The organism is Nocardia thailandica NBRC 100428 (genome assembly GCF_000308795.1).
Classification (GTDB): domain Bacteria; phylum Actinomycetota; class Actinomycetes; order Mycobacteriales; family Mycobacteriaceae; genus Nocardia; species Nocardia thailandica.
The window spans coordinates 1-26,311 of record NZ_BAGK01000185.1 but is presented as its reverse complement, the minus strand read 5'-3'; the positions used below and the strand labels follow the sequence as shown (position 1 = coordinate 26,311).

Below are 26,311 nucleotides of genomic sequence, written 5' to 3'. Positions count from 1 at the left end.
CCCCCACCTGACACGCAGGTGGGGGGCCTTTCTCGTTCCCGGCGACGCGCCCCGCGCCCGGCGTCACAGCGTCGGCGGCGGGCGGTTCGGGTCGAGCGCGGTGCCGAGGGCGGCGCCGACGGGCAGCGCGCTGTTCTGATTCGCGTCGGTGGCCGGCCCGGAGATCGCGTAGGCGACGATCGTGGTCCGGGTCCTCGTGTCGTAGTAGGCGACCCCGTCGTAGCCGCCGTAGGACGGGTTCATGTACAGCCAGTCGCCGAGGTGGACGACGCCGAACGCGAAGTACTTCTCGGGGGTGAACGGCCCGAGCCCGGCGGTGGAGGGGCCCATCATCTGCCGGTGCTGTTCGGGGGAGAGCAGTTCGCCGGTGCCCAGCGCCCCGACCCAGCGGCCCACGTCGGCGACGGTGGAGTTCATGTTGCCGCTGTGCAGGAACGCGGTGGGGTTCCAGAAGGTCGAGTTCTCGAAGACGCCGCGTTCGGTGGTGTAGGCGTGCAGGATCGGCGGCAGCAGCTGGGCGTCGAGCACCACGGCGGTGCGGTCCATGCCCAGCGGACGCAGGACGTGTTCGGCGATCAGTTCGCCCAGGCTGCGCCCGCTGGCCTGCTGCAGCACCTCGCCGAGGACGACGAGATCGCTGTGCGCGTAGGCGAAATCGGTGCCGGGCTCGAACAGCGGCGGACGCGCGGTGGCGCGGTCGAGGAGTTCGGCGGCGGTCCACGTGTGGAACGGGTCCGCGCCGAAGCGGCGCAGGAATTCGGGTTCGGTGACGTAGTCGGCGATGCCGGAGGTGCTGTCGGCCAGCATGCGCGGGGTGATGCGGTCGGCGCGCGGGAAGGTGGGCAGCCAGCGCGCGATCGGCGCGTCCAGGTCGAGGGTGCCCGCGGCGTCGAGTTTCCAGAGCACGGTCGAGAGCATCGGTTCCATCGGCTGCCCGACACGCAACCGCATGTCGGCCGCGGCGGGCAGGCCGATCGGCGATTCCCCGACCGCGCCGAGCGCGATCCGCTCGTCGCCGCGCCACACGCCGTACACGACCGAGGTGAGGCCGTCGGCGGTCAGCCGCTGCCGCACGACGTCGGCGAGCCGGTCCGCCTCCGCGGTGTCCGCGCGCGAGACCGACGGCGCGGCGGGCGGACCGTCCTGGTCGGTGCCGCAGGCGCCGAGCGTCAGCGCGAGGACGGCGGCCAAGGCGGCGGCGCGACGATGCCGGGGCGAGACGCTCATGACGGCGATCCCTTCGGGGAGGAGGACAGCCCGCGCAAGCCCCTGTGAATCTACGCCCCCGCGACCGCCCGGGACAGCGTCCGCGCTAGTCCGCGGCCCAGACGTACTCGTATTCGGGCACCTCGAAGCCCTGCGGGAACACCGCGACGCCCTCCCGGGTGCGCAGGCCGCCGAGCCGCTCGTAGAACGCGATCGCCCCGGTGTTGCCGGTCAGCACCTCGAGATACAGGTCGCGGCCCGGCGCGGTGGCCCGCGACCAGTCGAGGGCGTGGGCGAACAGGGCGCTGCCCAGACCCCGGCGCTTCCCGTCCGGCCGGACGTGCAGGTTGTCGAGCAGGATCCGGTCGCCGCTGGGTCGCAGGTAGACGAACCCGCCGAGCCCGTCCCCGCCCTCGGCCACGAACAGCGCCGCGCCCGCCGGGGGATCGCTCAGTCGCTCCCGCCACATCGCGCGATGGTCCTCGGCGACCGGCCCGGCCAGGAAGTCCGCGGGCAGCAGCCCGGCGTAGGCGAGTCGCCAGCTGGCGGTGTGCAGGGCGGCCACCGATTCCGCGTCGTCGCGGGTGCCGGGTCTGATCGTCATGGCCCCCACGGTAATTGCCGCGTCAGTCCTCCCGCCATTTGATCGAGCACCCCATGCTCGGCCGGTGCGGCTCCGGTACCGGGCGGCCCCGCAGGACCAGGTCGACGGCCGAGCGCAGGAGATCGCCGGTCACGGGAACGCCGTTGCGCGGGGTGGATTCGTCGAAGGCGCCGCGGTAGGCCAGACGCAGATCGGCGTCGTAGAGGAAGAAGTCCGGGGTGCAGACGGCGCCGAAGTCGCGGCCGGTCCGCTGGGTGGTGTCGAGCAGGTAGGGGAAGCGCCAGCCCGCGCGTTCGGCCTGGGCGCGCAGCCGGTCGGGCGCGTCGTCGGGGTAGCCCTCGGCGTCGTTGGTGCAGATCGCGACCGCGGGGATCGGGAGCTCGGAAAGCACGGAGCCGAGCGCGGATTCGAGGTGGCGGACGTAGGGGCAGTGGTTGCACGAGAAGAAGACCAGCAGGCCGGGGCCGTCGCGGAAGCCGGCGCGCGTGTGCACGACGCCGTCGAGGTCGGGGAGCGCGAAGTCGGGGGCGGCGGTGCCGAGGGGGACCATGAGGGATTCCAGGGCCATGGTGCGTCGCTTTCTGCCGGGGACCGGAATCCCATTCTGGGAGCGGGCCCGCCGTCGCGGGGCGCGATCGCGGCTTCCTCCGGCGCGTCCCGGCCCGCCGGGGGTGTCGGTGGGCGGGGCTACCCTGGCCCGATGGGGAGCTACCGGGAGCGCCCGGCACGGCTGGCGGGCGCGGTCGTGTGGACACGCACGGCGGCGGCGGGCGAGACCGCCCCGCCGGTGCTGCCCGACGGCTGCATGGACCTGATCTGGGTCGACGGCACCCTGCTGGTCGCCGGGCCCGACACCGCCGCGTTCCGCCCCTCGACCGGGGCCGGGGAGTTCGTCGGCCTCCGGTTCGCGCCCGGCACCGCGCCCGCGCTCCTCGGGGTCCCCGCGACGGAGCTGCGCGACCGCCGCGTCCGGCTCGACGACCTCTTCCCGGCCGCCGGTGTCCGCGCCGTGACCGGGCTGGTCGACGACGCGACCGACCGCGCCCGCGCCCTCGAGGGCATCGCGCTGCGCCGGGCCGCCGAGACGGGCCTCGGAGATCCGGCGCTCGGCGCGGTGGTCGCCGCGCTGCGGGCGGGCGGGTCGGTGGAGGCGATCGCGGGCCGGGCCGGGTTGTCGGCGCGCGCCCTGCACCGGCGGTCGCTGGCCGCCTTCGGTTACGGTCCGAAGATGTTGGCGCGTATTCTTCGCCTACAGCGGGCCCTGGCACTGGCCAGGGCGGGAGTCCCGGCGGCCGAGACCGCGACCCGGTGCGGGTACGCGGACCAGGCGCACCTCTCCCGCGACGTCCGTGACCTGGCCGGATGCACGCTGCGGTCGCTGGTGCGGCCGCTCCGCGGCGATGTGTCCGCAAAGTCTGGTTCGGTTTCGACCGGAGGGTTGGTTATGCTCGCATGATCAAGCTCCCTCGTTGTGCCCGGAAGTCCGAATCTCCGACGAGAGGATGTGATCTACCGTGATCGACGAATCCGTGTTCTCGAACCTGCGTATCGATGCCGAGCGTGACGAGGTGCGTCGCCTCGTGGTCGGTGCTGTCGTGGAGCGCGAAGGCCGGATCCTGATCCTGCGCCGTCGACGATCGGAGTTCCTCGGCGGGCAGTGGGAACTACCCAGCGGTGAGGTCGAGCGCGGCGAACGCCTCGACGAGGCGCTGATCCGCGAGGTGGCCGAGGAGACCGGCCTCGAGGTGACCGGGATCACCGACTATCTGGGCGAATTCGACTACCTGTCGGGCAGCGGCACCCGCACCCGGCAGTTCACCTTCGCGGTGTCGGTCGGCCCCGGCGCCCACCGCGTCTCGGCCGAGCACGACGCCGCGACCTGGGTGCCGCGCTCGGCGGAGCCGCCCGTGAGCGACGCGGTCCGCGAGATCCTCGCCGTGCACGAACGCAGGCGGAGCCTGGCGGACTGGTCGCACTACTCGCTCGGCAGCGGCGCGTAGAGGTCGACGCCGAACCCGTCGGGGTCGGCGATCACGGCGTAGCGCTGTCCCCAGAAGGCGTCCCAGGGGTCGAGCTCGCTGTGGTAGCCGGCGGCGACGAGTTCGGCGTGCAGGCGGTCGACCGCGGCGGGATCGGCGCAGCGGAAGGCGAGCCCGCCGCGGCCCTGGCCGGTCGGCGGCCGGAAGCCGGGGTGGAACGAGGCGATGGTGGCCTCGGTGTCCAGGGCGAAGCGCAGGCCGCCGGGCAGCGGCGCCTCCGCGTGCGGGCTGTCCTCGGCGCCCTCCGGGAAGGCGAGGCCCAGCCTGCGGTAGAAGGCGACCGAGGCGGCCATGTCGCTGACGATCACGGCGAAGACATCGAGCTGTGGGGTCATGTCCGGCAGCCTAGGGCGGCCTCCGCCGCGCGGTCTTGAACGAATCGGACGCTCAGCGCGCGGGCACCGGGATCAGCTCGGCGATCAGGTTGCCGACCAGGATCTGCAGGTGGTCGCGGATGCTGCGCACCACCTCGAGCGGTTGTCCGGCGGGATCGGCCAGCACCCAGTCGCGGTAGCTGATCCCGGGGAAGTAGGGGCAGATCTCGCCGCAGCCCATGGTGACCACGACATCGGCCAGCCCGACGGCGTCGTCGGTGAGTGCCTGGGGGCGCGCGCCCGCGATGTCGACGCCGATCTCGGCCATCACCGCGACGGCGGCCGGGTTCAGGGCATCGGCGGGCTCGCTGCCCGCGGTGCTCACCTGGATCCGGTCGCCCGCCATGGCGCGCAGGAACCCGGCGGCCATCTGCGAGCGTCCGGCGTTGTGCACGCACACGAAGAGGACACGGGGTGTGTGGGTCATGGGACGCCCCTCCGGAGCCGATAGAACCGAACGGTCTCGAAGTGCTTGTGGCACATCGATTTCTCGTTCGTCATCTTCGCATCACCTGCAGGCCCGCGGGTCACGAGTGGCCGATTCCCACCGGAGATCTTCCGGCGCGCGCCTCAGGCGACCGGGCCGAGCACCCGCTCGACGTAGTCGTTGGTGAAGACCCCGGTCGGGTCGAGGCGCGCCCGCACGGCGGCGAAGCGGTCGAAGTACGGGTAACGCTCGCGCAGCGTCGCCGCGGTCTGGAAGTGCCGCTTGCCCCAGTGCGGGCGGCCCTGGTAGCGATCGAACACCGCCTCGCAGGCGCGGAAGAACGGCTCCCACTCCATGCCCCGGTACTGGTGCACGGCGATGTAGCAGGTCTCGCGCCCGCCCGCGGGGGAGAGGAACGCGTCGTCGGGGGCGACCCAGCGCACCTCGATCGGCATCGGGCTGTCGAAAGTCTTGGCCAGCGCGACGATCTCGCGGATCGCGGTGCGGGCGTGCGCGCGCGGGACGGCGTATTCCATCTCGGTGAACTTCACCAGCCGCGGCGAGGCGAACACGCGGTAGGAGCGATCGGTGAGCCGGTTGTGGGACCCGGCCAGCGCCGCGATCCGGTGCACGAAGGGGATCGCGGGGCGGAAACGCTTGCCCACCCGGCACATTCCGTCGAAGGCGTAGTTCGACAGCGCGATGTCGTTGAGCCACGCGCTCGCGGCGCCGCGTGGCTGCTCGGGAGCGGTGGTGCGATTGTTGGCCTTGGTCATGGCCAGCGGGCTGTGGGCGAAGGCGAAGAACTCGAAATGGTCGTTGCCGTCGACGAATTCGTCGAGCCGGTCGAGGACCTCGTCGAGCCGGATCGGGCGTTCGACGGCCTCGAGCACGAACGAGGGCTCGAGCTGCAGTGTCACCGCGGTGACCACGCCGAGCGCGCCGATGCTGACCCGCGCGGCCCGCCACCCGTCGGGGTCGGTCCGCTCGTCGAGTTCGACCAGGGTGCCGTCGGCGCGCAGGATCTCCACCGAGTGCAGGGCGGCGGAGATGTTGCGCAGGCGCGCGCCGGTGCCGTGGGTGGCGGTGGCGGTGGCGCCGGCGATGGACTGGGTGTCGATGTCGCCCAGGTTGGGGAAGGCCAGGCCGTGCGCGTGCAGCAGCGGGTTGGCGTCGTGGAGCGTCAGACCGGCCTCCACGCGGACGCGGTTGGTCGCGCGGTCGACGTCGAGGACGCGATTCAGCGCGCGCAGGTCGATGAGGGTTCCGTCGGTGAGCACCGCGTCGGTGAACGAGTGGCCCGATCCGGCGACCCGGACGGTACGGCCCGCGGCGGCGGCGGCCGTGACGATCTCGGCCAGCTCGTCGGTGTGTCGCGGAGTGGCGACGACGGCGGGTGTGCAGCGCTGCTCGCCCGCCCAGTTCACCCAGGTGCTCTTGGTCATGTGTCCAAAATAGGCGACGGGTGTGATCTGCGCTACTGGTCGGTAGATTTTTTTCTAGCGGCGACGACCCAGGCAGGCGGCCGACTTGGCCTGTTCGACCTCGTGGTCCTCGAGCGGCGGCACGACGAGCTCCTGGCGCGGGGCGGCGTCGGTGCGGATGCCGTTGAGTGCGATGGCCATGTAGCGGTGCCAGACCCGATCGTTGACCGGGTTCGCGAACTCCGCGAAGGCGTTGACCATGTGGATCAGCGCGAAGAAGTCGGTGGTCGCGATGTCGGGCTGGATGACCCCGGCGTCGTGGGCGCGCCCGACGATGGCGGCCACCGACGGCCGGATCCGGTCGCGCAGCTCGGCGAAACGGACCGGGTCCTCCTCGAGCTCGAGCATGACCTCGCCGAAGCCGCGGTTGGCCGCCAGGTGCCTGCAGGCGTTCTCGAAGAACTCGACGAGGGCCTGCCACGGGTCCGGATGGGCCAGCGCCTCCTCGGCGGCCTCGGCGAAGTCGACCAGGTGCTGGTCGAAGACCTCGGTGATGAGTTCCTTCTTGTTGGCGAAGCGGCGGTAGACCGTGCCGACGCCGACGCCCGCGCGCTCGGCGACGTCGTCGAGGGTGATCTCCAGGCCGTGTTCGGCGAACAGTTCCCGGGCGGCCGCGACGATGCGCGCCTGATTGCGCGCGGCGTCGGCACGCAGGCGGCGGGGTGGTGCGGCGGTCGTCGTGGCGTGATTCACAGTCCGATTCTACCAATCTGCGGGATTAAGTGGAGGGGTTTCCTCCGTTACTGTGGTAGCTTCTGTTCCTAACCGGAGATATTACCTCCGATTCGTCCTGTCGACCGCAAGGGGAGAAATGACCACCACAATCGAGCGCGGGGCCGGCCGTCCCGCTGACACGGGTGAGGACCGTCGCGGTTCCCACGCGATGCGCTGGTGGGTGCTGGCCGTCCTCGGCATCGCCCAGCTGATGGTCGTGCTGGACGCGACCATCGTGAACATCGCCCTGCCCGCCGCCCAGCACGATCTGGGCTTCGGCGACGCCGACCGCCAGTGGGTGATCACCGGCTACGCCCTGGCCTTCGGCAGCCTGCTGCTGCTCGGCGGCCGCCTGTCCGACCTGTTCGGCCGCCGCAACACCTTCATCGTCGGCCTGGTCGGCTTCGCCCTCGCCTCGGCGGTCGGCGGCGCCGCGACCAGCTTCGAGATGCTCGTCGCCGCGCGCGTCGGCCAGGGCGTGTTCGGCGCGCTGCTGGCCCCGGCCGCGCTGTCGCTGCTCACCGTCACCTTCACCGAGCCCTCGGAGCGGGCCAAGGCGTTCGGCATCTTCGGTGCCGTCGCCGGTACCGGCGGCGCGATCGGCCTGCTGCTCGGCGGCGCGCTCACCGAGTGGGCCTCCTGGCGCTGGGCGATGTACGTCAACCTGATCTTCGCCGCGGTCGCCCTCGTCGGCGCCGTGCTGCTGCTGGCCAAGCACACCGTCACCCAGCGGCCCAAGCTGGACATCCCCGGCACCCTGACGGTCACCGCGGCCCTGTTCGGCATCGTCTACGGCTTCTCCTCCGCCGAGACCCGCGGCTGGGGCGACCCGATCACCCTGGCGTTCCTGATCGGCGGCGCCGTGCTGCTCGCCGCGTTCGTCGTCGTGGAGACGCGGGTGGCGCACCCGCTGCTGCCGCTGCGCATCGTCACCGACCGCACCCGCGGCGCGTCCTACATCACGGTGTTCGTCATGGGCGTCGGGATGTTCGCGATCTTCCTGTTCCTGACCTACTACATGCAGCTCACCCTGGGCTACTCGCCGATCATGACCGGCGTGGCGTTCCTGCCGATGGTGGCGGGCATGGTGGCCTCCTCCACCACCGCGCCCTCGCTGCTGCTGCCGCGCGTCGGCCCGAAGGCGGTCATCAGCGTCGGCTTCCTGATCGCCGCCGCGGGCATGGTCTGGCTGACCCGCATCGGCCTCGACACCGGCTACGCCACCCACATCCTGCCCGCGCTGATCCTGCTCGGCCTCGGCCTCGGCGCCGCGGTGTCGGTCGCCTTCCAGGGCGCCACCTCCGGGGTGCACCACGAGGACGCCGGCGTGGCCTCGGCCATGGTGAACACCACCCAGCAGGTCGGCGGCTCGATCGGCACGGCGCTGCTGAGCACCATCGCCGCCACCGCGATGACCGACTACGTCGGCTCGCACCAGCCGGGCCCGGCCACCCTGGCCCAGGCCGCGATCGAGAGCTACACCACCAGCTTCTGGTGGGCGGCAGGCGCGTTCGTGCTCGGCTCGGCGGTGATCGCGGTGATCATGCCGAACAAGGTGCCCGCGCCCGCCGAGGGGGAGCCCGTGCTCGCGCACTGACCCGCCCCGGCCACCGGCCCCGGACCGTCCCGACGGTCCGGGGCCGTGCCGTCGGCACGCGAACCACCGGCGTATCCGCCCGGTCCGCTCCGCCGGGCCGGGAAGTCGATAGCATGGGTTACCACATCCGGATCGGCAGGGAGGGGCGACGATCGTGCGAATCCCCGTTCCGGTCCCCGGATCCGCGCCGCCGCCCTCGGCCGCGCGCCCCCGTCCTCTGCACCGCGTGCGCTGCGTACGGCGCCGGGGAGCCGCCTCGTGACCCTGGTGCCCGTGTCCCTCCGCGACGGTCCGCGCGGGGCACCGGCCCGGTCCGTTTCCGGCCGGCCGGTGACCGTACGCCGCAATTCGATGCTGCCCCAGGGCAGCCGGACGGTTAACATTGGCGGCTCGGCGTTGCCCGGCGGCCGATCGGCGGGTGGGTGCAGATGATCCTGATGACCTCGCGCGCGCAGCCGACACGGAAGGGAGCCTCGACCATGGCCCACGATCGCGCCGGGCGCCCCGCGCGCCCGACCGACCTGGAGGACATCGCCCACCTGGTCACGGCCTACTTCAGCCGGGTGCCGGACCCGGCGCAGGCCGCCCAGCGGGTGGTCTTCGGCACCTCCGGCCACCGCGGCTCCAGCCTGGACAGCGCCTTCAACGAGGCGCACATCCTGGCCATCACCCAGGCGATCGTGGAATACCGCGCCACCCGCGACATCAGCGGGCCGGTCTACCTGGCCCGCGACACCCACGCCCTGTCCGAACCGGCGTGGACCACCGCGCTCGAGGTTCTCGCGGGCAACGGCGTCACCGCGATGATCGACGCCCGCGACCGCTACACCCCGACCCCGGCGCTGAGTCATGCCGTGCTGCGCCACAACCGGGGCGGGACCAAGCACCAGGCCGACGGCATCGTGGTCACCCCCTCGCACAACCCGCCCCGCGATGGCGGTTTCAAATACAACCCGCCGCACGGCGGCCCCGCCGACACCCGCGCCACCGACGCCATCGCCGAGCGCGCCAACGAACTGCTGCGCAACGGCCTGTCCGAGGTCAAGCGCCTGCCGTTGACCCAGGCGCTGGCGTCCTACACCGAGCGCTACGACTACCTCGACCACTACATCGCCGACCTGCCGAACGTGCTGAACCTGGACGCGATTCGCGGCGCGGGCATCCGCCTCGGCGCCGACCCCATGGGCGGCGCCAGCGTGGACTACTGGGAGGAGATCGGCCAGCGCTACGACCTCGAACTCGAGGTGGTCAACCCTTCGGTCGACCCGACCTGGCGCTTCATGACCCTCGACGGCGACGGCAAGATCCGCATGGACCCGTCCTCGCGGCACGCCATGGCGAGCCTGGTCGCCATCAAGGACGACTACGACATCTCCACCGGCAACGACGCCGACGCCGACCGGCACGGCATCGTCACCCCCGACGGTGGCCTGATGAACCCCAACCACTTCCTTGCCGTGTCCATCGAATACCTCATCGCCAACCGCATGTGGTGGGACGCGCTGACCAAGGTGGGCAAGACCGCGGTCAGTTCCTCGATGATCGACCGTGTGGTCGGCGTGCTCGGCCGCGACATCTACGAGGTGCCGGTCGGATTCAAGTGGTTCGTGCCCGGATTGTTCAGCGGCAGCCTGGCTTTCGGCGGGGAGGAGAGCGCGGGCGCGTCCTTCCTCCGGATGGACGGCACCGTGTGGACCACCGACAAGGACGGCATCCTGATGGCCCTGCTTGCCGCCGAGATCGCCGCCGTCACCGGCCAGACCCCGTCGGCGCGCTACGTCGAACTCGAACGCCGCTACGGCAGCCCCGCCTACGCGCGGGTCGACGCCGCCGCCACCGCCGAGCAGAAGGCCCGCCTCGCCGCGCTGACCCCCGAGGCCGTGACGGCCACCGAGATCGCGGGAGAGGAGATCACCGGCATCCTCACCACCGCGCGCGGCAACGGCGCCTCGCTCGGCGGACTGAAGGTCACCACCGAGAACGCCTGGTTCGCCGCGCGCCCGTCCGGCACCGAGGACAAGTACAAGATCTACGCCGAATCGTTCCACGGCCCCGACCACCTGACCCAGGTGCAGGCCGCCGCGGAGGAGCTGGTGAACGAGGCGCTGGCGCAGTGACCGCGGCTCGCGGGGAGCGCCTGCCCGCCGAGATCTGGGTCCTGGTCACCGGCGCGTTCGTCATCGCGCTCGGCTACGGCCTGGTGTCACCGATCCTGCCGCAGTACGCGCGCGACTTCGGCGTCGGCTACGCGGCGGCCTCGGCGATCGTCAGCGCCTTCGCGCTCATGCGGCTGCTGTTCGCGCCGGTCAGCGGGCGCATGGTGCAGAAGCTCGGCGAACGCTGGGTGTATCTGACCGGCCTCGCCGTGGTGGCGCTGTCCACGGGCGCGTGTGCGCTGGCCCAGACGTATTGGCAGCTCATGGTGCTGCGCTCCCTCGGCGGCATCGGTTCGACCATGTTCACCGTGTCGTCGATGGCGCTGGTGATCCGGATCTCCCCGCCCGCCGCGCGCGGACGGGTCTCCGGCCTGTACTCGACCAGCTTCCTGGTCGGCTCGCTCGGCGGTCCGCTGGTCGGCGCCGGCCTGGCCGGTCTCGGCCTGCGCGCGCCGTTCCTCATCTACGCCGTCGCGCTGCTGCTGGTGTGCGCGATCGTCTGGGCGGGCCTGCGCCACTCGCACCTGGCCGTCCCCGAGGACCCGGGTCACCTGCCCGTGCTGACCTTCCGGCAGGGCTGGGCGCGCCCCGCCTACCGCGCGGTCCTGCTGTCCAACTTCGCCAACGGCGCCGCCGTGTTCGGTGTGCGGATGGCCCTCGTCCCGCTGGTGGTGGTCGAGGCGCTCGGCCAGGAGGCGGGCATGGCCGGGGTCGCCCTCGCGGTGTTCGCCGCGGGCAACGCGGCGGTGCTGTTCTTCGCGGGCAGGCTCTCCGACCGGCTCGGCCGCAAACCGTTCCTGGTCGCCGGTTCGGCGATCTGCGCCGTCGGCACCGGGGTCATGGGGCTGGCCCCGTCGCTGTGGCTGCTGCTCGGCGCCTCCTTCGTCGCGGGGATCGGGTCGGGCATGTTCACTCCCGCCCAGCAGGCGGCCCTGGCCGACATCATCGGCGCCCGCGCCCGCGGCGGCCCGGTGCTGGCCGGCTTCCAGATGGCCGCCGACCTGGGCACCGTGCTCGGCCCCGTCGCGATCGGCTGGGTCGCCCAGACCGTCTCCTTCGCCGTCGCCCTCGGCCTGACCGGCGGCCTCGTCGGCGTCGCCACCCTGGTCTGGGTGCTGACGCCGGAGCCGTCGAGGATCGTCCACGACGGCGAGACGCACACCGGCGACCACCTCGACCCGCGCTGCACCTGCGACGGCGGCCCCGGCGTCGACCCGGTCACCCTCGAGGACGGTCAGCCCGTGGATCCGGTGGCTCCGGGCAAGTCCTGACGTGCCCCTGCGCGGCGCCGCCGGGCGCTCGAGGCAGAGTGGAGCGGTGAGCACCGGTAGTTCGAAACACACACCGCGCCCCGTCTCCAGCACGACGACCTACGCGCTGGCGGCGGTCGCCGTCGTCCTCATCGGCGTGATCGTGTTCGCCTTCGTCGCCTGGAGCCGCGACGTCCCGGCCACGCGCAACGACGGCTACGGCACCGTGAAGGACCCCGCCGTCACCGTCACGGTCGCCGACGGGGGCGTCGTCCGGCTCGGCAAGCCCGACGCCGCGAAGACCATCGACTTCTACGAGGACCCCCTGTGCCCCGGCTGCGGCGCCCAGGAGCGCATCCACGGCCAGGAGATCGCGCAGAAGATCGACGAGGGCAAGCTCGCGGTGCGCTACCACTTCGTCGCCTTCCTCGACGACCAGTCGCGGAGCAAGGACTACTCCACCCGCGCCGTCGCCGCGAACCTCTGTGTCGCCCAGGCCGGTTCGGCCGTCGCCTACGGCCGGTTCCACGAGGCGCTGTTCGTGTCGAACCAGCCCCGCGAGGGCGGCGACGACCACAGCGACGCCGAACTGGCCGACCTGGCGAAGCAGGCGGGCGCCTCCGACGCGGCCGTGCAGTGCGTCACCTCCGGCGCCCAGCGCGCCGCCGCGGCGACCGCCGTCGCCACCCAATTCGACGAATTGGGTAAACGCCTCGACGGCCGCGTCTCCACCCCGTCCGTTTTCGACGGAACCATCAAGATCGATGTCTCCGACGAGAACTGGGTCACCGAACTGGCACCCTGACCAACTGGTCCCGATCTGCCCCCTACCAGCCGATTTGTTTCTCTCGAGAGCCATGGTGTAACTTCATTCAGGCAGCCGGGAACGGCCGCCGAGAAATGAATACGGGGCTATGGCGCAGCTGGTAGCGCACCACACTGGCAGTGTGGGGGTCAGGGGTTCGAGTCCCCTTAGCTCCACTTTCGAATAGCGATCAGGTCCAGCCTTCGGGCTGGGCCTGATCTGTTTTCCGCCTCCCACATCCGTTGCCCGGAGCGACCGGAACGCGATGCCCGAGCCGCCCGGCCGGGGGACGGGGCGCTCCGGCACGATGGTGCCCATGGGTTCGCCGGTCGCCGATTCCTTCACTGTCGCCACCTTCAACGTCAACGGGATCCGTGCCGCCCGGCGCCGCGGATTCGACCACTGGCTGCGCGCGCGGGCGGCCGACGTCGTCGCGCTGCAGGAACTGCGGTGTCCCGCATCCGAAGTGGGCATCTTCCCCGGCTACTCGGCGGCCGTGGACGTCGGCTCGGTGGCCGGCCGCAACGGGGTCGCCGTCCTGACCCGCGTCCCCGCCGACGCGGTGCGCTCGTGGGTGACCCACCCGCCGACGGCACGCGGGCTCGGCGAGTTCGCCGCGCAGGGCCGCTACCTCGAGGTCGATCTGGCCGACCGCCCCCTGACGGTGGCCTGCGTCTACATCCCCAAGGGCGGACTGCCCGCGCACCTGCAGCGCCCCGGATCGATGCGGGAACCGCCCGACGGCGGCCTCCGGCACGCGCGCAAGCACCGGTTCCTCGCCGCGTTCGCGCGCGAGGTGCACCGGAACCGGCTCGCGGCGCTGCGCGCGGGCCGCGAGTTCCTGCTCGTCGGGGACCTGAACATCGCCCACACCCGGCACGACGTCACCCACTGGCGCGCCGCCCGGACGATGGACGGTTTCCTGCCCGAGGACCGCGAGTGGTTCGACACGGTCCTCGGCACGCGCCGCCTCGTCGACGTGGTGCGCCGGGTCAACGGCGAACGGCCGGGCCCGCTGACGTGGTGGAGCTGGGCGGGTCAGTCGTTTGCCAAGGACGTGGGCTGGCGGGTGGACCACCAGCTCGCCACGCCCGGCCTCGCCCGCCGCGCCACCGCCGCCGTCGCGGACAAGGAGCCCTCGGCCGACGAGCGGCTCTCCGATCACGCGCCCCTGGTGGTGACCTACGGGCCGCTCGGCTGACCCGGCCCCGGTCGCTGCCGTCCGGACCCCGACCCGCGCCTAGCCGAGCACCGCCGCCCAGGCTGTGGCGGTGGCGGGACGGTCCTCGAGCAGGCGGGCGATCTCGTCGCCGCCTGCGGGGTCGGGTCGCTGCCACTCGCCGGCGATCCCGAGGAGCCCGGCCAGCGCGTCGCAGGTCGCGGGGTGGGTGGCGAGCAGGTCGGCGGCCGGACCGCGTGCCGCCCGCGCCGCCGGCGGTGCCGCGACGGCGCCGGACCCGGGCGACCAGGGCGGCACGAAGGCGTCCACCGCGGGCAGTGTGCCAGGGAAGGTGCGGCCCGCTTCCCGGACGAGACCGGGGATCAGGTCGCCGGCCTGGTCCTTCAGCGTCGTGATGAGTTTCGGCAGCCACGGCAGCAGGACCGCGTCCGGCAGGCCGCCGAACGCCTTCGACAGCAGTTCCACCACGAAGGGTTTCAGCGCGGGCGCGGGGTCGATGGCCTGGACGAAACCGCTCACGTACTGCGGGACCGTCGGCAGCACCAGCGGATTGGCGAGCATCGTGTCGCAGCGTTCGCGCAGCTCGGCCATGGTGAGCAGGCCGAGCTGGAAGCGCGCGGCCCACAGCAGGGCCACCTTGGCGGGCGCCTCCGGATGCGATTGCAGCACCGCCAGTTCCAGCTGGGTGTGGTCGCACCCCAGCGACAGCGCCAGGTTCTCCATCCCGAACAGGAAGCCGAGCATGGCCGCGACCTGGGCCGGGCCGGTCTCCTCGGCGGCGAAGGCCGTCGGCAGCAGCGTGCAGTAGTGGGCGTAGCCCGCGGTGACGAAGCGTTCGCACCAGGCGGGCAGGGTGTCGCCGGAGGCGCGGAAGTGGTTGAGCAGGGCCCGGATCCGGCGCAGCACCTGCGGCGCGTCGTCCACGGTCCGCTCGGCGGCCAGCAGCTCGACCGCGCGCCGGCCGAGCTCGTCGGCCAGCCGAACCGACCGCAGGTACACCAGGGCGTCCTCGACCGCGCCGAGGGCGACGGCGGCGGTGGCGTCCGGAGCGGCGACCGCCGCGCGCAGGCGCTGTTCGAGCACCTGCTCCACCGACACGCCCTCGTAGCCAAGCTCGACCAGCGCGCGCTGGTGTTTGCCGAGCCCGATGTCCCAGCTCTCCTGGAGGGAGGTCTCGCCGAGACCGCGCGAGCCCATGATGGGCCGCAGCGCGTCGTGGGGCAGCAGCCTGCGCAGCAGCCACAGCAGATCCGAGCAGGGACGCAGCCGCGGGTCGGCCTTCAGGTCGAGCAGCGCGCGCTGCAGGGTCCGCTTGGACAGGTCGAGGCCGAGCGGTTCGAGCCGGTCGAGCACGTCCCGCGCCAGCGGCGGCAGGGCCGCGTACCCGACCTGGCCGATCCGGTCGCCGCCGAGCAGGATCTCGCACAGCCGCCGCACGTCGCGGCGGCCGGGCACCCGGTCCTTCTCGATACAGGTGACCGCGGCGTCCTGGAAGTCGTACGGCGTCGGTCGCGTCCGGTTGCGCAGCCCCGCCAGCAGGATCGAGGTCTCGAACACGGCGATGGCGTCGGCCGTGCTGGCGAGGTAGCCGTTGCGGCGGGCCAGGCGCACGATGTCGACCGACCATTCCAGCAGCTCGGCCTCGTCGAGGGGGTCGAGCGCGGGCGGCCGCGACAGGAAGCCCGAGAGGCGGTCCGCGACCGCGACTTCCGGCGCGGCGGGCGGCGGCAGCGGCTTCCTCGTCTTCTTCCTGCCGCCCTGCTGTCCCTCCAGCACGAAGGACTGGAGCTTGCCGCGGCGCAGCCCCTTCTCCCAGGTCGCCGCGGCGATGGACACCGCGCCGCCCGCGAGCCCGAACTGGGCTTCGATCGCGGAGTGGCTCGACGGGATCAGGCCGTAGTGCCAGGTGGTGGCCGAGCGCGCGGAGATCTCGAACGGTGCCGTCGCGTCGAGCCCGAACTGGGGGACCGGGCTGGCGGCGTGCGCCGCGCCGCACACGTACAGCGCGGCGGCCGGATCGATACCGCTCGCGGCCAGATGCTCCCGCATGCGGGTCCACATGTAGCGTTCGCGGTCCTCGTCCTCGACGGTGCTGCCGCGGCGCAGCCGCCGGAACAGGCTGCCGATCATCACCATGACCTGGCGGTAGGTGTCGTAGTCGGCGTCCGCGAGGGGCTGCTCGACGTACTGGTCCCACCACTCCGACCAGTGCCGCACCTTGCCGTGGTGCAACAGGTGCTCCTCCAGCTCGGCGAAACGCGGTCGCAGATCGCCGATCTCGAGCCCCACCGCCGAACCGTGCAGCCCGTCGTCCTCGGGTGGCTCGGCGCCGGGGGCCGTTTCCTCGTGTGCCGCCTCGTCTTTCGGCGCCCACTGGAAGACGTGATCGGTCGACCGGTCGACGAGCACCAGCTCGACGCCCGGGGTGTCCAGGGCGTAGGCGATCGCCTGGTACTCCGCCGAGGACTCGGTGATCGGCGCGACCACCGACAGCGGCGCCCACTCGGCGGGGAAGCCGTCGACGTCGGTGGCGAACGCCTGCAGGGCGACCGGCAACCGGCAGTTGCGGAGTTCGTCCAGCAGCGGCCGCAGGTCCTCGCACAGCTCCAGGTAGATGACCCGCGGCTGCTTCTCGCGCAGCCGCCGCACCATGGCCAGGCCCGACGCGGGGGAGTGGTGGCAGACCGGGAAGATCTCCAGGCGCTCCGTCAGCGCGCGGTCGACATCGTCGACGATGCCCGCCAGGATGTCGCCCGCCGCGCCGGGGGCGCCGGCGAAGGCGACGGCCGCCTCCGCCAGCTGGTCCCGCAGCGCGGCGAAGGTGGCCGGCGCGAGCCGGGTGTCGGCGACCGTCACGAGAGCCTCGCGATCGCCGCCCGGCCGCCCTCGAGGAACTCGCCCCAGGCGTCGCCGCCCGCGCCCTTGGCGCGCGGCTCGACGACGCCGTGCAGGTATTTGTTGAGAATCGCCAGGTCCTCGGGTGTGCGCCGGGCCAGCGAGCCGACCAGCGAGGTGGCCAGGGTCTCGGCGCGCAGCTCCGCCGCGCCGAAGAACTGGCTGTGCAGGATGGCGTCCTCGAGCACGCCGATCTGCTCGGCGGTCGACAGCGCCGACTCGAGCTTGTCGTCGTCGCTGCTCGCCGCGGCCGCCGCGGCGCGCAGGTCGGCGAAGCTGTCGAGCAGGATGTCGAGCAGGGTGGGCGGCAGCTCCAGCTCGATCGAGTGGCGGCGCAGCAGTTCGGCCGTGCGGAACCGCACGATCTCCGCCTCGCTCTTCTTGTTCGACACCACGGGGATGCGCACGAAGTTGAAGCGGCGCTTGAGCGCCGAGGACAGGTCGTTGACGCCCCGGTCGCGGCTGTTGGCCGTGGCGATGATGGAGAAGCCCGGCTGTGCGAACACCACGTTGTCGTCGTCGAGTTCGGGGATCGAGACGTACTTCTCCGACAGGATGGAGATCAGCGCGTCCTGCACGTCGCTGGGGGAGCGGGTGAGTTCCTCGAAGCGGCCGATGACGCCCTGCTCCATGGCGGTCATGATCGGCGACGGGATCATCGACTCGCGCGACTGGCCCTTCGCGATGACCATCGAGATGTTCCACGAGTATTTGATGTGGTCCTCGGTGGTGCCGGCCGTGCCCTGCACGACCAGCGTGGAGTTCCGGCTGATGGCCGCCGACAGCAGTTCGGCCAGCCAGCTCTTGCCGGTGCCCGGATCGCCGATGAGCAGCAGGCCCCGGTCCGAGGCCAGGGTGACGATGCTGCGCTCGACGAAGCTGCGATCACCGAACCACTTCTGCTCCACCGGGCGATCCAGTCCGTCGGCGCGCTCGGAGCCGAGGATGAACAGCCGCACCATCTTCGGGCTCAGCCGCCAGGCGAACGGCTTGGGGCCGTCGTCGATCGACTCGAGCCAGTCCAGTTCCTCGGCGTACTTGATCTCGGCGGGCGCGCGCAAAACGTCGTTCATGATGGGGACTCCTAGTCGAGAAAGTTCTTGAGCTCGTGCACGAGCTTCTGGATGCGTCCGGAGATCACCGGGGTGCCGAGGGCCTTGAACCGTTCGCGGAACCACGGATTGACGCTCTGGTGGCCGGAGCTGTTGACCGAGCCGACGGGGATGAGCTTCACGCCGGATCGGTGCACCGCCTCCATGGCCTCGAACAGCGGCTGGGAGCGGTCGAACTCGTAGAAGTCCGAGATCCACACCAGCACGGTGTTCCTCGGATCGGTGATCTTGGGCTGGGCCATGGCCATGGCGACCGGGCCGTCGTTGCCGCCACCGAGGTTGGTGCGCAGCAGCACCTCGAACGGATCGTGCACCCACGGGGTGAGATCGAGCGCGCGGGTGTCGTAGGCGATCAGATGCACGTCGACCTTGGGCAGGCCCGCGAAGATCGACGCCAGGATGGTGCAGTTGACCATCGAGTCGACCATCGAACCGGACTGGTCGACCACCACGATCATGCGGGCGGGCACGGTGCGCTTGGCGGTCTGCCGGTAGTAGAGCCGGTCGACGTAGAGGCGCTCGTCCCGCGGGTTCCAGTTGGGCAGGTTCTTCCAGATCGTGCGGTCCACGTCCAGGTTGCGCAGGATGCGCTTGGGCGGGACCGAGCGGTCGACGGTGCCCGCGCTGGTCTGCTGCACCTGGGTGCGCAGGACCTCGGCGACCTCGTCGATGTAGCGGCGGATCAGCCGCTTGGCGTTGGCCAGCGCCACCCCGGACAGATTGTGCTTGTCGCGCAGCAGCTGTTCGATGAGCGACATGCTGGGGGTGAGCTGGGCGGCCAGGTGCGGGTCGGCGAGCACCTCGCGCAGCCGCATGCGCGAGACCAGCTCGCCCTCCAGCCCGGTCAGCACGCCGTGCACGCTGCCCGCCTCCTCGCCGAGGCAGCGGCGCAGCCACCCCGCGTCGGACTGCCAGCCCGCCAGCTGCGAGGCGCTGACCGGACCCGATCCGGTGGCGAAGACGTTGAGCAGGAGCTTGGAGACCACCGCGGCGGTGCGCACGTCGTCGGCCCCGATCGGGGGCGGCGGCGCGGCGGTGCCCCCGGCCTCCGCGCGGTCCCCGGCGCCCGCGTCGGCCCGCGCGTTCTCGGCCGTGGTGAAGTCGAGGCGCTCGAACTCCGCGCGCATCTCCGGATATCGCTGCACCACGTTGTCGAGGGAGATGCCCGGATCGAGCACGGCCAGCGGCAGCCCGAGGTCGTCGGCGATGCTCGCGCTCGCCTGCTCCAGGGCGGGCTGCTGCTCGCCGGCGAAGACGCCTGCCAGCAGGCGCCAGTACAGGATCTGACGGCGGGTCTCGTGGTTCGGGGCCGCCGAATCGTCGCGTGAGGCCGTGGTCATGAGCGCAGCAACCGTCCCGCCCGTTCGCGCAGCACGGTCACCGCGTCCCCCGATCTGGCCTGTGCCTTGGCGACTTTCGGGTCGGTCGGGCCGAGCGCCCAGTCGCCGTTGTGGAAGGCGGTGAGCGCGCTCTTGACCTTGCGCCGCACGGCGAGCGGGCGCACCGACCAGCCCGCCGCGTCCCACCGCAGCAGGCCGATCAACGCGATGGACGCGGTCACGCCCGCCTCGGTGAGCGGGCCCGACGACGGCAGCGCGTCCAGCTCGACCCGGATCCGCTGATCGCCGACCTCGAGCACACCCTCGCGAACCCGATACTCCTCGAACAGAACGGGTTCGGCGATGTGGACGGGGTCGCGGTCCAGCGGCGGCACCGCGGGCGCGACCGCCTGCGGCAACTGGACGGCGGCGGTGGCGAACGGATCGGCGGGGTCTCCCGCGGCGGCCCGGTCGTCGTCCCAGAGCAGGTCACCGCTCGCCGCCAGGGGCATGTCGGTGAGGTCGAGCGCGCGGTGCTCGGCCAGCGCGGTCAGCAGCCGCGGGTAGCAGGCCAGCAGCTGCCAGACGGCCGGGCCGACGATGGTGTCGACCTTGGCCGCGGCCACCGACACCCGCACCCGGCGGGTCGGCGCTCCCGCCACCTCGAGCACCGCGTGGACCTGCGCCTGGACGGCGGTGCCGTGCTCGTGCAGGTCGACACCCACCGGCAGCAGCCGGCCCGAGACCGGCTCCGCGACGGCGGCGGTTTCCGTGTCCCGCCACGACAGCAGCAGGGCGCGGGCCCACAGGTCGGCCCACCGCCGAACCGGTATCCGGTCCAGCGTGGCCACCGGCGCCGAGGCGTTCAGCTCGGCGGTGAAGCCGTCCAGCAGCATCGCCGACCGCCGCTGGGCCGGGTCGGCCAGCAGCGCCGCGACCGTCTGATCCGCGGCCGCCACCAGGTCGTGGTCCACCCCGCGCCAGCCCGCGATCGCCACCTCGCCGAGCCAGGCCCGCGCTCCCGCGGCGAGCGGGCCGGTGGCCGCGCGCGCCGCTGTGCCCGTCCACGCGGACCGCTCGCGGCCCAGCGCCGCGTCGGCCTGGGCGGTCAGGGCGTCGTGCACCGCGCCGAGCAGCGCGGCGCGGGCGGCGGCCAGGACCGACAGTTCGCCGGGGTCGATCGCGCCCGTGCCCACCTTCGCCACCGCGGCGGCGACCGCGTCGGCCAGCGGCGACGCCGCGACGGCGTTCGCGAGCGCGGTGAGCGCCGCGCTCTGCGGCTCCGACACCCGGGCGAAACCGTCGACCAGCGCGGTGTCGAAATCGCGCACCACCGCGAGGGCCGCCGCGACACCCGCGGGCGTCTCGGCCAGCGCGGCCAGTTGTGCCGTCTGCATCAGCGACCCACCCCCGCCGGGAACCAGTGCAGCTCGGGAACCGGCGCCGCGCCGCCCGGCAGCTCCAGGTAGGTCAGGTGGCGCAGGAACCGGCTGAACACCGCCGCGGCGGGCGCCGGCTCGCGCGTGCCGTGGAGGCAGCCGGCCAGCCGCGCGCCCTCGGGCACCTCGACACGCAGGAACCGGGCCACCCGGTCCAGCCCGTACTGCAGGACGGCCTCGTCGATGAGCGCGTCCAGATGTTTGCAGGCCCACCCCTGGTTCAGCCCGCCGCACGGCCGGTTGTTGTTGGTGCTGCAGCTCAGTCCGTGGGTCCCCGCCGTCACCGACGCGACGTAGACGCGGGCGATGTCGGAGCCGCTGGACACCACCCCCTGCAGGCGTCCGTCGGCCAGCTCGACGAACGGCACCTTGTTCAGTTTGCGCGGCGCGACGGCGGGCAGAACCCGCACCACGGCAGCGCTTTCCCAAGCCGGTTCCTCCGGCGTGGCACTCGGATTCGAGGCCATCGTTCTCCCTCCCGGTCGATCACGATGCGCACAAGGTATGTGACCCCACCGACAAGTGGCCGCACGGCCCCGGATCCGCTGGTGGCGAATGCTTTCCGGCGATGCCGCGGGTTCGCCGGCCCGCCGCCGTCCGGTGGTCGGCGGTTTCCGGCCAGCGGCGAACCGTACTCGCCAGTACCCTGTGCCCGTGAGACCGATGGACACGGCGCCCGCGGCGCCTGCCCGGCCGGGCGTCGCCCTGGCATCCGTTGTCGCCGTCGTATTCGTGACCTTCCTGGACACGACCGTGGTCAGCGTCGCCCTCGGCGACATCCGGCGGGAGCTGGGCACCGACGTGACCCTGCTCCAGTGGGTCGTCAACGCCTACACGGTGGTGTTCGCCGGGTTGATGCTGGCGGGGGGTTCGCTCGGGGATCGCTGGGGGCGCAAGAAGGTCATGATCGCCGGCCTGGTGATCTTCTGCGCCGGATCGGTGGTGTCGGCGCTGGCGAGCACCGTCGCGCTGCTCATCGCCGGCCGGGCGATCATGGGGCTGGGGGCGGCGGCCTCGGAGCCGGGCACGCTGTCGGTCCTGCGCCACGTGTTCCCCGGGGAACGGGCGCGGGCCAAGGCGGTCGGCGTGTGGGCCGCGGTGTCGGGGCTGGCGCTGGCCGCCGGGCCCGTGGTCGGCGGCGTGCTGGTCAACGAATACGGCTGGCGGTCCATCTTCTGGCTGAACCTGGTCATCGGCGGCGCCGCGCTGCTGGCGGCGCTGTGGTCGGTGCCCGAGAGCGCCGACCCCCAGCACGCGCCGGTCGACTGGGCCGGGGCGGTGCTCAGCGCGACGGCCTTCGGCGCGATCATCTACGCCGCCATGCTCGGGCAGGACCGCGGCTACTTCTCCCCGCCGGTGCTCGGGCTGTTCGTGCTGGGGATCGCGGCCTTCGCCGCGTTCGTCGTCGTCGAGCGGCGCGCCCGCGCGCCCATGCTCGAATTCCGTTACCTGCGTGGCCGGTACGTGCGCGGGGCGCTGGTCGTCGCGTTCGCCGTGTACTTCGGCATCTTCTCCATCTTCTTCTTCACCGCCGTGTATCTGCAGGTGATGCAGTCGTATTCGGGCTCGCGCACCGCGACGGTGTTCGCGCCCATGGCCGTGACGATCGTGTTCGGTTCGCTGATCGCCGGGTACTGGGTGTCGCGCCGGGGCGCGCGGATCCCGATGATCGTGGGCTGCGTGGTCGGCGCGGCCGGGATCCTGCTGACCCGCCAGGCCCTCGACGGCACGCTCCACGACGGGTGGCTCTCGGCGGCGATGGCCGTCGCCGGCCTCGGTTTCGGCGTCGCGGTGGTGCCGCTGACCTCGGCCGTCATGTCGGGGGTGCCCGCCGAGCATTCGGGCATGGCCGCCGCCGTGACCAACACCATGCGCCAGATCGGCTCGGCCTTCGGGGTCGCGGTCCTCGGCGCCGTGGTGAGCGGGTTCCTGACCGCGGACCTGAAGGCGCGCATGACCGAACTCGGCCTGCCGACCTCGCTGCAGCCCGACGCGATCGAGGCCGTCGAACGCGGCAAGATCCCCGACGGTGTCGACCCGATGCCCTACCTGAAGTACCTGTCGAAGGTGCAGGAGGTGATCAACACCGGCAAGGTGGCCTTCCACCACGGGCTCGACGTCGCGCTGCTCGCCTCCGCCGTGCTGATCCTGGCCGCCGCCGCGTTCGTCGCCGTCGACGCGGGCCGCCGCGAGACACTCCGGAAACAGCCCGCCGACCAGCGGTGACGGCCTCCGCTACGCTGCCACGGTGGACGTGGAGATCTATACCGACGGTGCCTGCTCGCCGAACCCCGGCCCCGGTGGCTGGGGCGCCGTCCTGCGCTACGGCGACCAGGAGAAGGAGCTCTACGGGTCCGATCGCGGCCCGACCACCAACAACCGGATGGAGCTCACCGCGCCGCTGCGCGCCCTCGAGGCGCTCACCCGGCGATCGACGGTGATCATCCACACCGACAGCACCTATGTGCGCGACGGCATCACCAAGTGGGTGCACGGCTGGCAGCGCAACGGGTGGCTCACCAAGAACCGGGAACCGGTCAAGAACGTCGAACTGTGGCGGGCGCTGGTCGCGGCCTGCGCCGAGCACGAGGTCGAATGGCGCTGGGTCAAGGGGCATGCCGGCGATCCCGGCAACGAGCGCGCCGACCGGCTCGCCGTCCGCGGCTCGGTCGAGGCGGGCGGGTCCGCCGTCCAGCCCGGCAGCCCGGCGCCGCGCCGCGAACGGCCGAAGGCGGCGAAGAAGGCGCCCGCCGCCGAGGCCGCCGGCGCCTGCCGGGCCCGCACGAAAACCGGCGGGACCTGCCGGATCGACGCGGGCGCCTCCGGGCTGTGCCACGTCCACGACCCGGCGTTGCAGTGCGGGGCGCCCACCGCCAAGGGCGCGCCCTGCGCCGTCGCCACCGGCGGCGGACGCTGCGGCAGGCATCGGGGTGTGGCCGCGTCCGCACGGCCCGGCCCCGGCTGACCGCGGCCCGCGCCGATTGCCCGACCGCCCGATCCGTGTCAGCCTGGAGGACAGCCCCCGGTGCACGGGCGGCGGGCAGGAGGGTCGGCATGAAGCGCATCGACGCGGCGGCCCGGCCGCTCGAGGTCACCGTCGAAGCCACGCCCGGCACCCGTTCGGTGGGCGTGGCCTGGTCCCCCGAGGTCGACCGCACGCGGGTCGAATACGCGCGGCTGTTCCTCGTGCCGCTCGGCACCGACCTGCCCCGCACCTATCTCGAGCTGGTCGACCACCGGCCCGACGCCTCGGTGCGCCTGCCCGAGACCCTGGCGGCGGGACGCTATGCCATCGAGGTCGACGCCTACGGAAGCTCCAGCTGGGGCGACGGGAGACTCGAGGGCCGGGGCCGCAGCGCCCCGTTCCTGCTCGGTCCCGCCGACTGAAACCTGGCGAAGACGATTGCGCCCCATCGCGTTATGCTGCACTGCGTTCTCCGCCATCGAGGTGCGCGGCGGAGCGAGTCGGTAGGAGTGTCCCGGAGGGGCACAGGGGAGGAGCAGTAATCGTTATGCGTGGCGTTGCTGTGCGCGGAACCGGGAGACGCCGGGTCGTGCGCACCATGGTGGGGGTGGCGGCGGCTCTGCTACCGCTGACGGCGGCGGTACCCGCCGGCGCGGCCCAGGACCCGGCGGCTTTCGACGTCCTGGTCGACTCGAGCATGGGACAGATCAAGACCCGGGTGCTGCGGGCGGCCGACGGCAACACCGACCGGGTGGTCTACCTGCTCGACGGTGAACGCGCCGAGACCGACCTCAACGGCTGGGAGAAGCACACCGACATCCCGGCCAAGCTGAGCAAGTTCAACATCAACGTGGTCATGCCGGTCGGCGGACAGTCGAGCTTCTACGCCGACTGGGAGCGGCCGAGCGACTTCTTCGGCTACAACGCCGACGGCAACGGGCTGCCCAGCGCCGACTCGGGCTCGGCGGTCGGCGGTTTCGACGACAAGTCGGGCAAGACCGTGGCCTACCGGTGGGAGACCTTCCTCACCGACAACCTGCCCAAGGCGCTGAAGACCCGCTACGGGTTCAGCGACAGCCGCAACGGCGTCGTCGGTCTGTCCAGCGGCGGCAGCGCGGCGGCCCTGCTCGCGGCCTACCACCCGCAGCAGTTCTCCTATGTCGGGTCGCTCTCGGGCTACCTGCACATGTCGCTGCCGGGCATGCGGGAGGCGCTCGGCGCCGCGATGGTCGCCGCGGGCGGCTACAACATCGACGCCATGGCCCCCGCGGGCAGCGAGAAGTGGGCCCGCATGGACCCTTACAACTTCGCCGACAAGCTGATCGCCAACAACACCCGCCTCTACATCTCCGCGGGCAGCGCGCGTCCGGCCGAACGCGACCTCACCTCGATCGACGCGATCACCCAGGGCATGCCCCTCGAGGCCATCGCGCTGATCAACACCAAGTCGTTCCAGGAGAAGATCGACGGCCTCGGCTACACCAACGTCAGCTACGACTACCCGGATCCGGGCATCCATCACTGGGGCACCTGGGAACAGGTCACGCTGCGCCTGATGCCCGACCTGGCCCGCAACATCGGCAAGCCGCTGCCGCCGGGTGCCGCGCCGCCCGCCGGTGCCGCGCCGCCGGAGGGCGGGGCCCCGCCCGAGGGCGGTGCGCCGCCGCCGGAAGGCGCGCCTGCCGCCAAGTAGGAACGTCGAAGGGCGTGTTCCCCCGGATACGGGGAACACGCCCTTTCCGTTGTCCCTGGCCGGGCCTGCTGTCGCCGCCTCGGCCCGGGTGCCCGGTCAGCCCGCGCGGATGGGTCCGTCCTCGGTCCAGCCCCAGCGGGTTTCGTCGTGGACCGAGAGGGTCGCGGGTGCGGCGGTGACGTAGCGCGACAGCATCTGCAGTTCGCCCCAGTCCCGGGTCCAGTCACCGTCGAGGTAGGCGGGGACCGTGCGGGCGCGGGTCAGCAGGCGGGTCCAGCCGACCGGGCCGCCGCCGGTGCCGTCCTGCCACGTCTCGGAGACCTGCGCGTTCAGCTTGTCGGGCAGGATCCGCCACAGCGGGGTCTCGGCGACGCCGTCACGGTAGGTGAAGGACCGCTGGCACGGAAAGGCCAGCCCCACATGGAAATCCGCCAGGACCGGGTCGTCGCCGACCACGGTGGACACCGTCGCCAGCTTCGGCAGTCGCGGCGGCGTCACCGCGACCCACTGCCGCCCGGACGGGTCCTCGACATCGGCGATCACGCGGACCGCGGTGGTGCCCGCCGGGATCTCGTCCAGCGGCAGCGGCAGATTCCGCCACCCCGGCGCCCCGCCCGCCTGCTCGGGTACCCGCTCGCCCAGCGTCGTCACCGCACCGTCCGCGTTCCGCGCCCCGAACTCGAGCCGCACCCGCGCGCCCGGCACCGCGTTCCCGTCCCGGTCCGTGCCCGCGATCCGTCCCGCCGCGGTCAGGATCAGCACGCGATAGGCCGGGTTCCGCTGCGCGGCGGCCAGATCCAGCGCGTACCACCCCGTCGTGAGATGGGCCGTGGGCGACGGGTAGCTGCCCAGCAGCGGGGTGCGCACCGCGTGCAGGCCGAACGGGAGCGCCACGGTGCTGCCGTTGACACCGGGCCCGGACGGAGGACCGTCGGGTCCACCACCGCCCGGTGCGCCGGGACCGCTCGCGCCTCCCCTGCCGGCAAGCGTACCCGTGCCGGGGGCGCTCGTGCCGGTGCCGTCGGGTCCGGGTGTTCCGCCCGGCCCGGAAG

23 protein-coding genes, 1 tRNA gene and 1 pseudogene are annotated in these 26,311 nt (G+C 72.4%); 12 read left to right on the top strand and 13 right to left on the bottom strand.

Features of this window, described 5'->3' with window-relative positions; translation table 11 throughout:
- Positions 1-63 precede the first annotated feature (63 nt).
- The 3 genes from ON36_RS20390 to ON36_RS20380 all read right to left on the bottom strand — a co-directional run bounded on the left by ON36_RS20390 (position 64) and on the right by ON36_RS20380 (position 2,378).
- Positions 64-1,227 (bottom strand): serine hydrolase domain-containing protein, encoded by a 1,164-nt coding sequence (locus ON36_RS20390; RefSeq protein ID WP_052314175.1) that lies wholly within the window; start codon positions 1,225-1,227, stop codon positions 64-66.
- An 85-nt stretch (positions 1,228-1,312) separates the two neighbouring features.
- Positions 1,313-1,810 carry a GNAT family N-acetyltransferase gene (locus tag ON36_RS20385; RefSeq protein WP_043655981.1) on the bottom strand — a complete coding sequence of 166 codons (498 nt, stop codon included), beginning with the start codon at positions 1,808-1,810 and terminating at the stop codon, positions 1,313-1,315.
- A 22-nt stretch (positions 1,811-1,832) separates the two neighbouring features.
- Positions 1,833-2,378 carry a thioredoxin family protein gene (locus ON36_RS20380; RefSeq protein ID WP_043655979.1) on the bottom strand — a complete coding sequence of 182 codons (546 nt, stop codon included), beginning with the start codon at positions 2,376-2,378 and terminating at the stop codon, positions 1,833-1,835.
- A 132-nt stretch (positions 2,379-2,510) separates the two neighbouring features.
- Here ON36_RS20380 and ON36_RS20375 point away from each other — a divergent pair, with 132 nt between their 5' ends.
- Both ON36_RS20375 and ON36_RS20370 read left to right on the top strand, forming a co-directional pair.
- Positions 2,511-3,266, top strand: coding sequence for a helix-turn-helix transcriptional regulator (locus ON36_RS20375; protein ID WP_052314174.1), 756 nt, complete (start codon positions 2,511-2,513; stop codon positions 3,264-3,266).
- Positions 3,267-3,324: 58 nt separating this feature from the next.
- Positions 3,325-3,810: an NUDIX hydrolase gene (locus tag ON36_RS20370; protein WP_052314173.1), complete on the top strand. Its 486-nt coding sequence runs from the start codon at positions 3,325-3,327 to the stop codon at positions 3,808-3,810.
- Here the strand turns inward: ON36_RS20370 and ON36_RS20365 are convergent.
- The 4 genes from ON36_RS20365 to ON36_RS20350 all read right to left on the bottom strand — a co-directional run bounded on the left by ON36_RS20365 (position 3,786) and on the right by ON36_RS20350 (position 6,827).
- On the bottom strand, positions 3,786-4,184 hold the full coding sequence (locus ON36_RS20365) for a VOC family protein (protein WP_043655977.1): 399 nt from the start codon (positions 4,182-4,184) through the stop codon (positions 3,786-3,788). The two genes, ON36_RS20370 and ON36_RS20365, sit on opposite strands and share 25 nt — an antisense overlap.
- A 52-nt stretch (positions 4,185-4,236) precedes the next feature.
- A complete protein-coding gene (locus ON36_RS20360; RefSeq protein ID WP_043655974.1) occupies positions 4,237-4,650 on the bottom strand; it encodes an arsenate reductase ArsC in 414 nt (137 codons plus the stop codon).
- A 143-nt stretch (positions 4,651-4,793) separates the two neighbouring features.
- Positions 4,794-6,095 carry a D-arabinono-1,4-lactone oxidase gene (locus ON36_RS20355; protein ID WP_043655972.1) on the bottom strand — a complete coding sequence of 434 codons (1,302 nt, stop codon included), beginning with the start codon at positions 6,093-6,095 and terminating at the stop codon, positions 4,794-4,796.
- Between the two features lie 54 nt (positions 6,096-6,149).
- A complete protein-coding gene (locus ON36_RS20350) occupies positions 6,150-6,827 on the bottom strand; it encodes a TetR/AcrR family transcriptional regulator (protein ID WP_043655969.1) in 678 nt (225 codons plus the stop codon).
- 118 nt (positions 6,828-6,945) lie between these two features.
- Between ON36_RS20350 and ON36_RS20345 the strand changes: the two genes are divergently transcribed.
- The 6 genes from ON36_RS20345 (at position 6,946) to ON36_RS20320 (ending at position 13,857) form a co-directional block, all read left to right on the top strand.
- Positions 6,946-8,445 (top strand): MFS transporter, encoded by a 1,500-nt coding sequence (locus ON36_RS20345; protein ID WP_043655967.1) that lies wholly within the window; start codon positions 6,946-6,948, stop codon positions 8,443-8,445.
- 479 nt (positions 8,446-8,924) lie between these two features.
- On the top strand, positions 8,925-10,562 hold the full coding sequence (pgm, locus tag ON36_RS20340) for a phosphoglucomutase (alpha-D-glucose-1,6-bisphosphate-dependent) (protein ID WP_043656034.1): 1,638 nt from the start codon (positions 8,925-8,927) through the stop codon (positions 10,560-10,562).
- Positions 10,559-11,872, top strand: coding sequence for an MFS transporter (locus ON36_RS20335; RefSeq protein WP_043655965.1), 1,314 nt, complete (start codon positions 10,559-10,561; stop codon positions 11,870-11,872). The genes pgm and ON36_RS20335 overlap by 4 nt, the downstream gene beginning before the upstream one ends.
- Before the next feature lie 46 nt (positions 11,873-11,918).
- Positions 11,919-12,656 carry a DsbA family protein gene (locus ON36_RS20330; protein WP_043655963.1) on the top strand — a complete coding sequence of 246 codons (738 nt, stop codon included), beginning with the start codon at positions 11,919-11,921 and terminating at the stop codon, positions 12,654-12,656.
- Positions 12,657-12,759: 103 nt separating this feature from the next.
- Positions 12,760-12,832 (top strand) — tRNA-Ala (locus ON36_RS20325).
- 140 nt (positions 12,833-12,972) lie between these two features.
- Positions 12,973-13,857: an exodeoxyribonuclease III gene (locus ON36_RS20320; RefSeq protein ID WP_083885267.1), complete on the top strand. Its 885-nt coding sequence runs from the start codon at positions 12,973-12,975 to the stop codon at positions 13,855-13,857.
- A 39-nt stretch (positions 13,858-13,896) separates the two neighbouring features.
- On the opposite strand, the gene ON36_RS20315 is transcribed toward ON36_RS20320, so the two are convergent.
- Genes ON36_RS20315 through ON36_RS20295 form a run of 5 tightly spaced genes read right to left on the bottom strand, consistent with a single transcriptional unit; the run spans position 13,897 to position 21,014 of the window.
- Complete coding sequence (locus tag ON36_RS20315; RefSeq protein ID WP_043655957.1) at positions 13,897-16,692, bottom strand: DUF5682 family protein; 2,796 nt, start codon at positions 16,690-16,692, stop codon at positions 13,897-13,899.
- The gene (locus tag ON36_RS20310) at positions 16,689-17,804 is read right to left on the bottom strand and encodes an ATP-binding protein (RefSeq protein WP_043655954.1); all 1,116 of its coding nucleotides are present in this window, start codon (positions 17,802-17,804) and stop codon (positions 16,689-16,691) included. Before ON36_RS20310 ends, ON36_RS20315 begins: the two co-directional genes overlap by 4 nt.
- 11 nt (positions 17,805-17,815) lie before the next feature.
- Positions 17,816-19,183 carry a vWA domain-containing protein gene (locus tag ON36_RS20305; RefSeq protein ID WP_043655951.1) on the bottom strand — a complete coding sequence of 456 codons (1,368 nt, stop codon included), beginning with the start codon at positions 19,181-19,183 and terminating at the stop codon, positions 17,816-17,818.
- Positions 19,180-20,559, bottom strand: coding sequence for a hypothetical protein (locus ON36_RS20300; RefSeq protein ID WP_043655949.1), 1,380 nt, complete (start codon positions 20,557-20,559; stop codon positions 19,180-19,182). Before ON36_RS20300 ends, ON36_RS20305 begins: the two co-directional genes overlap by 4 nt.
- Positions 20,559-21,014, bottom strand: a complete 456-nt coding sequence (locus ON36_RS20295) for a hypothetical protein (protein WP_043655946.1) — start codon at positions 21,012-21,014, stop codon at positions 20,559-20,561. The genes ON36_RS20300 and ON36_RS20295 overlap by 1 nt, the downstream gene beginning before the upstream one ends.
- A 250-nt stretch (positions 21,015-21,264) precedes the next feature.
- Here ON36_RS20295 and ON36_RS20290 point away from each other — a divergent pair, with 250 nt between their 5' ends.
- From ON36_RS20290 to ON36_RS20275, 4 genes and pseudogenes are all read left to right on the top strand, one after another.
- Positions 21,265-22,827 (top strand): MFS transporter, encoded by a 1,563-nt coding sequence (locus tag ON36_RS20290; protein WP_169334718.1) that lies wholly within the window; start codon positions 21,265-21,267, stop codon positions 22,825-22,827.
- Positions 22,828-22,849: 22 nt separating this feature from the next.
- Positions 22,850-23,284, top strand: a pseudogene (rnhA, locus tag ON36_RS36310) (ribonuclease HI); the annotation flags it as partial.
- A 371-nt stretch (positions 23,285-23,655) separates the two neighbouring features.
- Positions 23,656-23,988 (top strand): hypothetical protein, encoded by a 333-nt coding sequence (locus ON36_RS20280; RefSeq protein WP_043655944.1) that lies wholly within the window; start codon positions 23,656-23,658, stop codon positions 23,986-23,988.
- 176 nt (positions 23,989-24,164) lie between these two features.
- Positions 24,165-25,259: an alpha/beta hydrolase gene (locus tag ON36_RS20275; protein ID WP_043656025.1), complete on the top strand. Its 1,095-nt coding sequence runs from the start codon at positions 24,165-24,167 to the stop codon at positions 25,257-25,259.
- Positions 25,260-25,355: 96 nt separating this feature from the next.
- Here ON36_RS20275 and ON36_RS20270 read toward each other — a convergent pair.
- Positions 25,356-26,311, bottom strand: a 956-nt coding sequence (locus tag ON36_RS20270; protein ID WP_174377592.1) for an arabinosyltransferase C-terminal domain-containing protein, incomplete at its 5' end; no start/stop codon positions are given.